General features: G+C 66.6%; 10 protein-coding genes. 1 reads left to right on the top strand and 9 read right to left on the bottom strand.

Annotated features, from left to right (window positions below; genetic code table 11):
* Positions 1 to 71 precede the first annotated feature (71 nt).
* The gene (locus ACQVDU_RS13225) at positions 72 to 1,466 is read right to left on the bottom strand and encodes a dipeptidase (RefSeq protein ID WP_228178612.1); all 1,395 of its coding nucleotides are present in this window, start codon (positions 1,464 to 1,466) and stop codon (positions 72 to 74) included.
* A 46-nt stretch (positions 1,467 to 1,512) separates the two neighbouring features.
* On the opposite strand from ACQVDU_RS13225, the gene ACQVDU_RS13220 reads away from it, so the two are divergent.
* Complete coding sequence (locus tag ACQVDU_RS13220; protein WP_228178611.1) at positions 1,513 to 2,076, top strand: DUF3043 domain-containing protein; 564 nt, start codon at positions 1,513 to 1,515, stop codon at positions 2,074 to 2,076.
* A gap of 117 nt (positions 2,077 to 2,193) precedes the next feature.
* On the opposite strand, the gene ACQVDU_RS13215 is transcribed toward ACQVDU_RS13220, so the two are convergent.
* The 8 genes from ACQVDU_RS13215 to dnaE form a co-directional block, all read right to left on the bottom strand.
* On the bottom strand, positions 2,194 to 3,225 hold the full coding sequence (locus ACQVDU_RS13215; RefSeq protein ID WP_443477363.1) for an alanine racemase: 1,032 nt from the start codon (positions 3,223 to 3,225) through the stop codon (positions 2,194 to 2,196).
* Positions 3,222 to 3,914 (bottom strand): alanine racemase C-terminal domain-containing protein, encoded by a 693-nt coding sequence (locus ACQVDU_RS13210; RefSeq protein WP_443477362.1) that lies wholly within the window; start codon positions 3,912 to 3,914, stop codon positions 3,222 to 3,224. The genes ACQVDU_RS13215 and ACQVDU_RS13210 overlap by 4 nt, the downstream gene beginning before the upstream one ends.
* Positions 3,911 to 4,930, bottom strand: coding sequence for a sugar-transfer associated ATP-grasp domain-containing protein (locus ACQVDU_RS13205; RefSeq protein ID WP_443477361.1), 1,020 nt, complete (start codon positions 4,928 to 4,930; stop codon positions 3,911 to 3,913). The genes ACQVDU_RS13210 and ACQVDU_RS13205 overlap by 4 nt, the downstream gene beginning before the upstream one ends.
* Positions 4,931 to 5,011: 81 nt before the next feature.
* Positions 5,012 to 5,992: a TauD/TfdA family dioxygenase gene (locus ACQVDU_RS13200; RefSeq protein ID WP_443477360.1), complete on the bottom strand. Its 981-nt coding sequence runs from the start codon at positions 5,990 to 5,992 to the stop codon at positions 5,012 to 5,014.
* 154 nt (positions 5,993 to 6,146) lie between these two features.
* Positions 6,147 to 7,175 (bottom strand): quinone-dependent dihydroorotate dehydrogenase, encoded by a 1,029-nt coding sequence (locus tag ACQVDU_RS13195; RefSeq protein ID WP_443477359.1) that lies wholly within the window; start codon positions 7,173 to 7,175, stop codon positions 6,147 to 6,149.
* Positions 7,176 to 7,177: 2 nt separating this feature from the next.
* The gene (gene nrdR, locus ACQVDU_RS13190) at positions 7,178 to 7,651 is read right to left on the bottom strand and encodes a transcriptional regulator NrdR (protein WP_300592039.1); all 474 of its coding nucleotides are present in this window, start codon (positions 7,649 to 7,651) and stop codon (positions 7,178 to 7,180) included.
* Between the two features lie 12 nt (positions 7,652 to 7,663).
* On the bottom strand, positions 7,664 to 8,965 hold the full coding sequence (hisD, locus tag ACQVDU_RS13185) for a histidinol dehydrogenase (protein WP_443477358.1): 1,302 nt from the start codon (positions 8,963 to 8,965) through the stop codon (positions 7,664 to 7,666).
* Between the two features lie 85 nt (positions 8,966 to 9,050).
* Positions 9,051 to 12,569, bottom strand: coding sequence for a DNA polymerase III subunit alpha (dnaE, locus tag ACQVDU_RS13180; protein WP_443477357.1), 3,519 nt, complete (start codon positions 12,567 to 12,569; stop codon positions 9,051 to 9,053).
* Positions 12,570 to 12,604: the final 35 nt, after the last annotated feature.

The following is a 12,604-nucleotide window of genomic DNA, read 5'->3' as shown; positions in this document are numbered from 1 at the left end:
GCTGAAGCCGTCGGGGCGGATGCTGAAATTCTACGCCCGCTCTCGGCGAGGACGGCGGAAATGCGGGCGGGTCAGAGCGTGCGCGCGTCCAGCTTCTCCAGCAGCAGCGCCTCGGAGATCAGCGCATGCCGGAAGGTCTCCAGGTGCAGCGACTCGTTGGGACTGTGCGCCCGGGAGTGCGGATCCTCCACACCCGTGACCAGGATCTGCGCGCCCGGGAACTCGCGGACCAGGTCCGCGATGAACGGGATCGATCCGCCCACCCCGATATCGACCGGATCGACGCCGTACCCCTCGGTGAGTGCCTCGCGGGCATCCTGGACCGCCCATCCTGTCGTGTCGACGAGGAACGGGTTGCCGAGGTCGACATCGAAGAACTCCAGCCGAGCCCCGAACGGCGCGTGGGCGCGAAGGTGTGCCTTCAGCGCTGCGTAGGCGTCCGCCGCGGACTGCCCGGGCGCGACGCGCGCGCTGATGACGACGGTCACCTCCGGAGCGAGCGTGTTGGAGGCCGAGGCGACATCGGTGGCGTCGATGCCGATCACGGTGACCGACGGCTTGTTCCAGATCCGCCCGATGATCGATCCCGCGCCGATCGGGCTCACCCCGTCGAGCAGGCCCGTCTCCGAGCGCAGGGTGCTCTCGCTGTACTCAGGGGTCTCGGCCTCGCGCGAGCTCAGGCCCTCGACGCCGACCGATCCGTCGGCGTCCCAGAGCGTGGCCAGCAGCGTGACCGTGGCGAGCATGGCGTCGGGCACCGCTCCCCCGAACATTCCCGAGTGGGATGCGTGATCGAGCGTGCGCACCCGCATCGAGAAGCGCGCGTTGCCGCGCAGCGAGACCGTCAACCCGGGGGTTCGGTCGTCCCAGTTGCCCGAGTCCGCGACAACGATCACATCGGCGCGAAGCGCGTCGGCGTTGTCGCTGAGGAACTGCGCGAACGAGCGCGAGCCGTACTCCTCCTCCCCCTCGATGAACAGGGCGAGACCGAGGTCGAAGTCGGGACCCAGCGCCTCGACAAGTGCACGGATCGCACCGATGTGCGCCATGATCCCGGCCTTGTCGTCGGCGGCGCCACGACCGTAGAGCCGGCCCTCCCGAACCGTGGGTTGGAACGGCGGGGTCTCCCACAGCGCCTCGTCACCGACGGGCTGGACGTCGTGATGGGCGTACAGCAGGACGGTCGGGCGACCGTTCCTCGCTGCACGTGTCGCGAGCACGGCAGGCTGCCCGAACTCCTCCGTGCCGGGAATCGCTGCCCGCTTGATGGTCACGGCATCGAACACTCCCGTGCCTTCGACCAGGGCAGCCACTGCCTCTGCGCTGCGTACGAGTTGCTGCTGATCCATCGATGGCCAGGCGATCGAGGGAATCCGCACCAGATCGCCCAAATCCGCCAGCGCACGGGGGATGCCGGTCTCGGCGGCGTCACGGACAGCATCGGAACGGGAGGCGATATCACTCATGCGGGTAATCTTAAGGACTACCCGTAACGCGACAGCGAGGATCATCGTGGCCAAGACCCCCGCCCCCGAGGCACCGAAGGACGCGTCGACGTCGACCGTCGGCAAGGGAAAGGCGACTCCGAGCCGCGCCGAGCAGGAGGCTGCACGCAAGCGCCCGCTCGTTCCCGACACGAAGGAAGCGAAGGCGCAGCGCAAGGCCGAGCTCGCATCAGCCCGGGAACGCGCCCGCATCGGCATGGCCAACGGTGAGCAGAAGTACCTGCCCGCGCGCGATCAGGGACCGCAGCGCAAGTTCGCCCGCGATTTCGTGGACGCCGGTTGGCACCTGGGCGAGGCAGTCATGCCCGCGATGGTCGTGGTCATCGTCGCAACCTTCATTCCGCTGAACTTCATCCAGTACTGGGCGTTCGTGGCGCTGTGGGTGTTCATCTTCTTCGTGATCGGCGACATGATCATCACGTCGATCCGCGTCAAGCGCGCGGTGCGCGACAAGTTCGGCGCAAGCAAGGTTGAGAAGGGGCTCGGCTGGTACGCCTCGATGCGCAGCGTCCAGATGCGCTTCATGCGCCTACCCAAGGCCCAGGTTCGCCGGGGCCAGTACCCCTCCTGAGATCGGTCTAGCAGCTTGGCGCGCTCCGCTGCGCGGGGGTGCCAGGTGTCGAGACATGTGCCCGTCCGCTGCGCTCACCGCGCGACGCTGATCGCGCGCTCATGGGCGTGCCTCGGATCAGATGTAGATGCGCGGGACGAGCGGTGAGACGCGGACGATGATCTCTTCACCGACCGTGCCGATCGCCTCCGCGAGAGTCGTCACACTGGACTCGCCGCGCGTTCCGGGGCCGAAGAGGTAGACCTCATCCTCGACAGCGGCGCCCGGCCACGGGTCGATCAGCATCGTCGCCGGGCCGATCTCGCGGACGAGACGCGGGCCAGCGGGAGTTCCCACCGACATCCGACCCGCGAGCGTCGACGGCAGGCCGTCCAGATACCCGTAGGAGACCGCGACGGCAGAGTCTCCGACGTCGCTCACGGTGGCGATCAGGGTAGCCGCGGGCGCGATTCCCTCCAGCTCGGGGCCGCCCGTCGAACGGATGCCGTAGCTGAAGGCACCGAAGCGGACGAGGTCGAACCGGAACTCCGGCCGTGCGAAAGCCGCCGCACTGGCTGCGAGGTGGCGAACCTGAGGGCGCAGGCCCACGTCCTCGGCAATCCTGATCGCCTCGAGGAACGCGGCACGGGACAGATCGTCGTCCTCGTCGCTGGTTTCGGCGATGTGGCTCCAGATTCCGACGACCCGGATGTCGCCGCTTGCCTCGAGCTCCGCGGCCCGGGTGACGAACGCCGGCCACGCCTCCGGCCTGACGCCGTTGCGGTGAAGTCCGGTGTCGATCTTGATGTGCACCGGAGCTCCTCGCCCCGCCGACAACGTCGCGATGTCTTCGAGGTACGAGGCATCACCCACGCCGAGTTCGACGCCGGCCTCCAGCGCGACCTCGATCTCGGGCTGGGTGATCGTCACCCACGAGAAGACGCGAGCGTCGGGGCCCGCGGCAGCTCTCGTGCGGACACCCATCGGCACGTCGAAGGCCCCGAACCAGCGCACGCCGTGAGCTGCAGCGGCGGCGACGACACGATCGACGCCGTGGCCGTAGGCGTCGTTCTTGACAACAAGCATGTACTCGGCCGGCGCGATGCGCCCCCGCAGCACGTCGATGTCGGCGAGGATCCGACCGAGGTCCACGACCATCCGCGCGCTCAAGCGACCACCTCCCGCGGTAGCCGCAGGCCAAGCGCACAGACGAGTTCGGCAGCAGTGAGTCCGGATGCCGCCTCCCACGTGGCCAGCGCCGGACCAGCCGGGCCGTCGCCGCCGAAGTAGATGACCTCGTCACCGCGCGCGATGTCGGCGTCACCGATGTCCACGACACAGACATCCATCGCGACCCGGCCGACAATGGGATACAGGGCACCCCGCACCTCGACCGAGACCTGGTTGCCGAGCGAGCGCGCCACCCCCTGGCCGAACCCGCCTGAGACGAGCGCGATCCGTGTGTCCCGCGGGGCAATATGCGTGTAGTTGTACGAGACTCCCTCGCCGGCGCGCAGAGCCTTGATCGAGAGCACGGAGCCGAGAAGGCTCATGACCGGCCTGGCGGGGTCCTCGGAGGCACCGGGGAGACCGAAGATCACGGCGGGGTCCAGCGTAGGAGCGTCCGCGGCCGGGGCGATCCCCATGCTCTGAGCCGCATCGACGGATTCAGCGTCGAGCATCGCCGCACGGATGCCGACCCGCGCCAGAGTCTCAGCGACGAACTGCACGCCGTGGCCGTAAGCATCGCGACGGAGGTCGGGAACGGCATCCGCTCCCCCGGCCTCGATCGCCCGGCCGGCGCCGGCGACAAGCGCCGAGCTACTCAGCCGGACGCGCGGCCCGGTCGGACTGATCAAAAGCCCATCGCCTTCTGGTATCGAGGGCGGTGTCCGGTACGGATGCCGAGCACGCTCGGCTTGTTCTCGTAGACGCCCGTGGCCCAGTTGCCCTCGATGAGCACGGGGCCGTCGGGGGTCACGGCGATGTCCCACCCGACGTACTTCACCTGCGGGACGTGACGGGCGACCTTGTCGACGAAGGCGATGACCTCATCGAACATCGGCAGCTGGAAATCAGCGATCGGGTAGCCCGAATCGGGGTGGAGCTTGTGCACGTGTCCGTGCGAGTCGTAGCCGTCGCCGAGCGAGGCTCCGGTCTCGGGGTCGAGCATCGTGTAGAAGCCGCCGAAGTCCATCTGGTCTGCGACCTGACCGCGACCGAACTTCTGCGCGATCGCGAGGATGTGGGTCTTCTCGCCGTCGAAGAACGCAGCGACGCGGGTCGAGTTGACCGTGCCGGCACAGACGGCGGCGACATCGGGATGCTGCACGATGTTCTCTTCGATCAGCAGCTCACCGCGCTCGCGCAGCTGCGCGTGGAAGTCTGCCCAGTCCTCGATCTCGGTCGAGTAATACCGGTTGATGGCAGCCCCCGAGCGACCCGCCTGCTTCTTGGTGATGAGCACGGGATGTGCCTCACCGAAAGCGCGCAGTTCGTCGACGTTGTCGTCGGTGACCATCATCCAGTCACGACCGAGGTACTCCGAGAAGACGCGGTCGAACTCCCACTTGTCGTAGAAGATCCCGCGGTACTCAGGATCATCGAACGTGTACGAGTACTTGTTCGAGTGCGGATGCGTCATCATCGTGCGCCGCTCGCGCCGGTTCAGGATCGCGAAATCGTAGTCGACATAGTCCTGAAAGCCGACCTGGTGGAAGGTCGCCTGCCAGAACATGTCCACGACCACCGCTGGGGTCCACTTGTGGAACTGCTCTGATACCTCGCGGGCGCGCTCGATGACCGAGGGGAGGTCGATGACCTTCAACCGGGCCACCATGTAACCGAAGCGCGAACCGAGTCCTCGCGATGCCATCGCTCTCTCTTTCCGAAGGGTGCTGCCCTCACACGTCGGCCGGCACCCGTCGGGGCGCCGGCCGCGTGCGATCAGCGAATGTCAGGCGCCTACCAGCTCGTTTTCCACCACACGGTGGTGGTTGATGCGGCGGTCGGCGGAGCGTCCGAGGTCATCGGTGATGATGACGCGCTGCAGCCAGCGGTCGGTGCCGTCGTAGCGGGGTTCGAAGGGGGTCCGCGCGTGCATGACGCGACGGTTGTCGAACAGCAGGATGTCGCCGGCACCGAGGGTCACATAGATGCCCTCCTTGTCGGCGCCGTCGTGGAAGGCCTGGAGCGCCGCGGCAGCTTCGTCATCGCCGGTGACGGCGGCGGCGCAGTCCATGTCGATGCGGACGAAACGCTTGCCGTCCTCGCCGTAGAGCGCTGCGCCCTGGACACCGTCTTCGGGACGACCCGTTCCGCCGGATGCCTTGTCGATGCCGTGCATGAAGCGCGGTTGACGGAGGACCGCCTCATCCTCGGCCGACAGGTCGATACGGTCGACCGGCGCCAGCGCCGTCTGCACGCGCTCATCACCCCGGACGCAGAAGAGGCCGACGAACTGCGGGTGCGCGTCGTCGAAGGCATCCTCGGAGTGCCAGTCGAGCAGGCTCCGGCTCCCGGTGCCGACGGCGTCGTACTCGTGGCCGGGGATCGGCGTGACGTTCTGAATCAGCGCACCACGGTGCTGCCGTGCGAACGAGAAGACCTCACCGGCGACAGCGGCGAAGGCCAACAGTGCAGCCTCCGTTACGGGGTCACGATCCTTGCCCTCGAACGCCACCGGGTCACGCGGGCTCTCGCCCATGTCGTCCTGGTCGACCGTGAGTCCGTGGAAGAGCACTCCCCCGTCCGGGACCTCGGCCCGCGCGAACTGACGGATGATCTCGACGGTCTCGGGGTCGGCTGCCTCGAAAGCCGCCTTGGCATCGGCGAGCAGGTCCTCGAAGGCTGCGTCATCGGAGTAGATTCCCCGACGGCCGCGGGCGACATCGATGAAGATCGCGGCGACTTCGGGCTTGATGTGACGTTCGATCACAGAGGTTCCTTCCCATGGCGCGACTGCCGCGCTGAAGCACTCGACGACGCGAATGCCGGTGTTGTGCTGTCGGGAGTATATCCGAGGAGGTTCCTCGGATCCCGGATGAAGTTAGGGTTTCCTAAGTCTTTTCGAGACGGTGTGTGACATACCGTCATCGGCGGACAAGACCCCGATTGATCTGTCGCGCCCAGAGCGGGCCGCGGTATAGAAAGCCGGTGTATCCCTGCACCAGGGTTGCCCCGGCATCCAGTCTCTCGCGCACATCGGCAGCGGTCTCGACCCCGCCAGCGGAGATGACGCAGAAGCTGTCGGGCACGAGAGAACGAACGAGCCGCAGCACCTGCACGGCCCGCGGAGCGAGCGGCTTGCCCGACAGTCCACCGGCGCCCGCGGCGGCGATGACCGCCTCGTCAGTCACGAGCCCCAGGCCCTCACGCGCGATCGTCGTGTTCGTCGCGACGATACCCTGCAGGCCGAGCTCGAGAGCCAGGGCTGTGATGTCACGGATGTCATCGTCGGAGAGGTCAGGCGCGATCTTGACGAGCAGCGGGGTGTCCTCGGCAGCATCCTGCACCGCGCTCAGCAGGGGCCGCAGCGACTCGACGGCCTGCAGGCTCCGCAGCCCCGGGGTGTTCGGCGACGACACGTTGACGACGAGGTAGTCGGCGACAGGCGCGAGCAGGCGCGTACTCGTGACGTAGTCGACGACGGCGTTCTCGACATCCACGATGCGACTCTTGCCGATGTTGACGCCCAGAACCGTGCGGTGACGCCGACGACGGGCACGCTCGAGCCGAGCGGCGGCCGCGTACGAGCCGCGATTGTTGAAACCCATACGGTTGATGACAGCCCGATCGGGAATGAGGCGGAACAGGCGCGGCTTCGGGTTTCCCGTCTGCGGGATCGCGGTCAATGTTCCGACTTCGACATGGCCGAATCCGAGGGCGTGCAGGCCGTCGACGCCCACGGCATCCTTGTCGAACCCGGCTGCCACGCCGAACGGCGCCTCGAAAGTCAATCCGAGCGTCTGCACGCGCAGCGACGGATCAGGCTTCGTGAGGGCTCGTGCCACCCACGAGAACGGCGGAAAACCGAGCAGCCGGATGACGAGCATCGCCGAATGGTGCGCTGCCTCGGGGTCCATCTTCGAGAGGAACGTGCGAAACAGCCACGGGTACATGCTTACTCCTCGAGATCGGATGCCAGGCGATGATGATCCGCGCGCAACTGTGCGATCGCCGACTCAAAATCCTCCAACGTATCGAACGCCTGGTACACGCTCGCGAACCGGAGATAAGCGATCTGGTCGAGTTCCCGGAGTGGACCGAGGATTGCCAGGCCGATCTCGTTGGTGTCGACCTGCGACGAACCAGTCTGCCGGACCACCTCTTCGACCGTCTGCGCCAGGACGGCAAGATCACCCTCGGTCACCGGGCGCCCCTGGCACGCCTTGCGCACACCCGACATGACCTTTTCCCGGCTGAACGGTTCGATCACACCCGACCGCTTGATGACGTTGAGGCTCGCCGTCTCGATGGTCGAGAATCGACCACCGCATTCTGGACACTGGCGGCGACGACGGATGCTGAGACCGTCGTCGCTGGTGCGGGAATCGATCACGCGTGAGTCGGGATGACGGCAGAAAGGGCAGTGCATAGCAGCCCCAGACTACGCGGTGAAGCGCGCGCGGACGGCTTCGCCGTGCGCGGGGAGCACCTCGGCGGTCGCAAGCGCCACGATCGCGTCGGACACCTCCGCCAGGGCATCCCGGTCGTACTCGATGACCTGCTGCGGTCGCAGGAACGTCGAGGCAGAGAGCCCCGCAGCGTACCGCGCCTGTCCGCCCGTGGGGAGCACGTGATTGCTCCCCGCGAGGTAGTCGCCCAGGCTCACCGGCGAATACGGGCCGACGAAGACGGCCCCGGCGTGCACGAACCGGTGCGGCATGGGGTCGGCGAGGTGCAGCTCGAGGTGTTCAGGAGCGTACGCGTTCGAGAAGTCGACCGCGGCGTCGAGTTCGTCGACGAGCACGATCGCGGACTGCGGGCCCGTGAGCGCCACCTCGATGCGCGCGGCGTGGAGAGTCTGTGCAGCCAGCGCGGCCACCTCGGTCTGCACAGCATCGGCAAGCTCCGCCGACGCCGTGACGAGAACCGCGGATGCCTGCTCGTCGTGCTCGGCCTGGCTGACGAGGTCAGCTGCCACCAGCCGCGGGTCCGCCGTGTCGTCGGCGACGATGAGGATCTCCGTGGCACCTGCCTCCGAGTCGGTACCCACTCTGCCGGCGACGGCGCGCTTTGCTGCCGCCACGAAGTTGTTCCCGGGCCCCGTCACGACGTCCACCGGATCCAGGCCCAGGCTCGCAACCCCGTACGCGAACGCGCCGATCGCACCGGCCCCGCCCATCGCGTAGACCTCGGTCACTCCGAGGAGTTTCGCGGCGGCGAGAATCACGGGGTGAACACGGCCACCCTCGGCCCGCTGCGGCGGGGAGGCGAGGGCGATCTGTTCGACGCCGGCGGCCTGGGCAGGCACGACGTTCATCACGACGCTGGACGGATACACGGCCTTTCCGCCCGGCACATACACGCCGACCCGGCGCACCGGCTGCCACCGCTGGTGCACGAGCGCACCCGGGGCCAGCGTCGTCGTGGTCGGCGGCGGAACCTGCACGGCCGAGGCAGCCCGGACGCGTGAGATGGCTCGCTCCAGGGCGTCGCGCACGGCGGGATCAAGCGAATCAAGGGCCTCGGCAAGGTGATCGGCAGGAACACGGATGTCGTGACCGGTCACCCCGTCGAACTGTTCAGCCTGTTCGCGCAGCGCGGTCTCGCCGCGCTCGGCGACGTCATTGACCAGGCGCACCGCCGTGGCGAGCGCCTCGGAACGGGCGGCGGTCGCGCGGGGAACGGCGGCGAGCAGCTCTGCGGGCGTCAGGTCTTGCCCGCGCAGATCGAGGGTGCGAAGCATCCATCTACGGTATCGCCCGCGCGAGGCGTGAAGCGCCCAGGGCATGCATCGCCCGAACGCAGTTCGGTCGCCGTACGGGGCGGAGCTACCCGAGGCACTGCGGGCCGAGGAGACCCTTGAGTTCGCCGTACAGGTCGGCAGTGACGCTCACCGGATGCGGTACCTCGAAGACCTTCGCCACGCCTGCCTTGTGGAGGCGCAGCGTCACCTCCGTGTCTCCCCGGTGACGGCGTAGGCAGTCGGCGAGATCGCCGATGACCGCTTCGGTGGCCCGCTGCTCGGGAATCACGAGCACGAGCGGTCCGGATTCGTCGACGGAGCCGAGGTCGGGTGAGAACGCCGCCTGCGCGTGAAGGTTCATGCCGTCGTCGCGCCGAGAGACGCGTCCGCGGACCACGAGGATCGAGTCGGCCTGCAGCATCGACTGGAACTCCGTGTAGGTCTTTCCCATGAACATGACGGTGATCTCGCCGTCGAAGTCCTCGACGGTGATCATGCCGTACGGATTGCCGCTGGACTTGGCGACGCGATGCTGCACACTCGTCACCAGGCCCGCAATGGTCACCTGATCGCCGTCAGCCAGGTCTTCGGAGGCCAGCAGGTCATGGATGTTGATCGACGCGTGTTTGGCGAGGGGCACCTCGAGGCCGGCGAGCGGATGGTCCGAGACGTAGAGCCCCAGCATTTCGCGTTCGAAAGCCAGCTTGTCTTTCTTCGTCCACTCCGGGCGGTCGGGAACCTTGTTGACCTGTTGCGGTTCGTCCGCTCCCCACAGCGAATCGAAGTCGAACCCGACCTCGCCGTTGGCTTCGCGGCGCTTGTCGAGCACAGCCTGCTCGGTGGCATCCTCGTGGATCTCCAGGAGAGCGCGCCGGGTCGCACCGAGCGTGTCGAACGCGCCGGCCTTGATCAGCGACTCCACCGTTCGCTTGTTCGCGACCGAGACCGGCACCCGAGCGAGAAAGTCGTGGAACGACACGAAGGGCTCATCCACGCGCGACTGTACGATGGCCTCGACGACGTTAGCTCCGACGTTGCGCACGGCGCCGAGCCCGAAGCGGATGTCGTCACCGACTGCCGCGAAGTAGCGGATCGACTCGTTCACATCTGGGGGCAGCACCCGAATGCCCATCCGTCGGCACTCGTTGAGGTAGATCGCCATCTTGTCTTTCGAGTCGGCCACGCTCGTGAGGAGCGCTGCCATGTACTCCGCGGGATAGTGGGCCTTCAGGTAGGCGGTCCAGTACGACACGAGCCCGTAGGCGGCGGTGTGCGCCTTGTTGAAGGCGTAGTCGGCGAACGACTCGAGCACCTTCCACAGGGTCTGCTGCGCGGCATCCGAGAACCCGCGCTCGGTCATGCCGCCGAAGAAGACCTCCTTCTGTTTATCGAGCTCGGACTTCTTCTTCTTTCCCATGGCGCGACGAAGTAGATCGGCTTGGCCAAGCGTGTAACCCGCGACGCGCTGGGCGACAGCCATGACCTGCTCCTGATAGACGATGAGGCCATAGGTCGTGTCGAGGATGTCGGCGAGGGGTTCTTCGAGCTCTTTGTGGATCGGCTCGATCTCTTGCTGCTTGTTCTTGCGCAGCGCGTAGTTGATGTGCGAGTTCACGCCCATCGGACCGGGGCGATACAGCGCGAGGACGGCCGAGATGTCTTCGAAGTTGTCGGGCTTCATCAGGCGAAGCAGGGATCGCATCGGGCCGCCGTCGAGCTGGAACACCCCGAGAGTGTCCCCTCGCGCGAGCAACTCGTACGACGCGCGGTCGTCGAGGTCGAGTTCCTCGAGGACGAGCGGCTCGCCACGGTTGGCCTCGATGTTATCGAGCGCGTCGTTGATGATCGTGAGGTTTCGCAGCCCCAGGAAGTCCATCTTGATCAGACCCAGCGACTCGCACGACGGGTAGTCGAACTGCGTGACGATCTGACCGTCCTGCTCGCGCCGCATGATCGGGATGATGTCGATCAGCGGTTCGCTGGACATGATCACACCGGCGGCGTGCACACCCCACTGGCGCTTGAGGTTTTCCAGGCCCACCGCGGTGTCGAAGACCGTCTTCGCCTCCTGGTCGGTCTCGATGAGCGTGCGGAACTCCCCCGCCTCCTTGTAGCGGGGGTGATCCTTGTTGAACATGTCGGTCAGCGGCACATCCTTGCCCATGACCGCCGGCGGCATCGCCTTTGTCAGGCGCTCCCCCATGCTGAACGGGAAACCCAGCACGCGGCCGGCATCCTTCAGCGCCTGCTTGGCCTTGATGGTGCCGTAGGTCACGATCTGCGCCACCCGGTCGTCGCCGTACTTCTCGGTGACGTACTGGATCACTTCGCCGCGGCGACGGTCGTCGAAGTCGACATCAAAGTCGGGCATCGATACGCGGTCGGGGTTGAGGAACCGCTCGAAGATCAGGCCGTGCTTCAGCGGATCGAGGTCGGTGATGCGCATGGCATAGGCAGCCATCGAGCCGGCTCCCGACCCACGGCCTGGGCCGACGCGGATCCCGTTGCGCTTGGCCCAGTTGATGAAGTCGGCAACGACCAGGAAGTAGCCAGGGAAGCCCATCTGCACGATGACGCCGACCTCGTACTCGGCCTGCTTGCGGACCTCGTCAGGGATGCCGGCCGGGTAACGCTCCTCGAGCCCAGCCTCGACCTCTTTGACGAACCAGCTCTCCTCGGTCTCGCCGTCGGGCACGGGAAAGCGCGGCATGTAGTTGGCGCTGGTGTTGAACTCGACCTCGCAGCGCTCGGCGATCAGCAGCGTGTTGTCACACGCGTCGGGATGCTGCCGGAAGATCTGGCGCATTTCGGCTGGCGTGCGGATGTAGTAGCCGTCGCCGTCGAACTTGAACCGCTTCGGGTCATCCAACGTCGACCCGGACTGAACGCAGAGCAGGGCCGCGTGACTGTTCGAGTCGTGCTGGTGGGTGTAGTGGGAGTCGTTGGTCGCGAGAAGCGGGATGTCGAGGTCTTTCGCGATCCGCAGCAGATCGGTCATGACCCGGCGCTCGATATCGAGGCCGTGATCCATGATCTCGGCAAAGTAGTTCTCTTTACCGAAGATGTCTTGGAACTCCGCCGCCGCAGCGCGGGCGGCGTCGTATTGCCCGAGGCGCAACCGGGTCTGGACTTCGCCCGAGGGGCATCCGGTGGTCGCGATCAGACCCTTCGAGTACGTCTCGAGAAGCTCGCGGTCCATGCGGGGCTTGAAGTAGTACCCCTCCATGGATGCCTTCGATGAGAGCCGGAAGAGATTGTGCATCCCGGCCGTCGTCTCGGACAGCAGCGTCATGTGGGTGTACGCACCCGAACCTGACACGTCATCGTCGCTCTGCTCGGGAGACCCCCATCGCACCCGTGACTTCTCGGACCGGTGCGTACCCGGGGTCACATACGCTTCGATGCCGATGATCGGTTTGATGCCGACATCCTTCGCTGCCTTGTAGAACTCGAAGGCGGCGAACGTGTTCCCGTGGTCGGTGACGGCGATCGCAGGCGACCCCTGAGCTGCAGCTTCCTGCACCATCGCCCCGATGCGGGCGGCTCCGTCGAGCATCGAATACTCGCTGTGCACGTGCAGGTGGACGAAGGAGTCGGACGCCATGCCGAGAGTCTACGTTCGGGCTCCGACGCCGGCTC

It is taken from the genome of Microbacterium sp. F2, assembly GCF_052274505.1.
Classification (GTDB): Bacteria; Actinomycetota; Actinomycetes; order Actinomycetales; family Microbacteriaceae; genus Microbacterium.
The sequence above is the reverse complement of the archived record's forward strand: the minus strand, read 5'-3'. Positions and strand labels throughout refer to the sequence as shown.

Coding starts and splice junctions, on each gene's coding strand:
- ACQVDU_RS13225 (WP_228178612.1), bottom strand. CDS start 1,466: ATGAGTGATATCGCCTCCCGTTCCGATGCTGTCCGTGACGCCGCCGAG.
- ACQVDU_RS13205 (WP_443477361.1), bottom strand. CDS start 4,930: ATGGCATCGCGAGGACTCGGTTCGCGCTTCGGTTACATGGTGGCCCGG.
- nrdR (WP_300592039.1), bottom strand. CDS start 7,651: ATGCACTGCCCTTTCTGCCGTCATCCCGACTCACGCGTGATCGATTCC.
- ACQVDU_RS13195 (WP_443477359.1), bottom strand. CDS start 7,175: ATGTACCCGTGGCTGTTTCGCACGTTCCTCTCGAAGATGGACCCCGAG.
- dnaE (WP_443477357.1), bottom strand. CDS start 12,569: ATGGCGTCCGACTCCTTCGTCCACCTGCACGTGCACAGCGAGTATTCG.
- hisD (WP_443477358.1), bottom strand. CDS start 8,965: ATGCTTCGCACCCTCGATCTGCGCGGGCAAGACCTGACGCCCGCAGAG.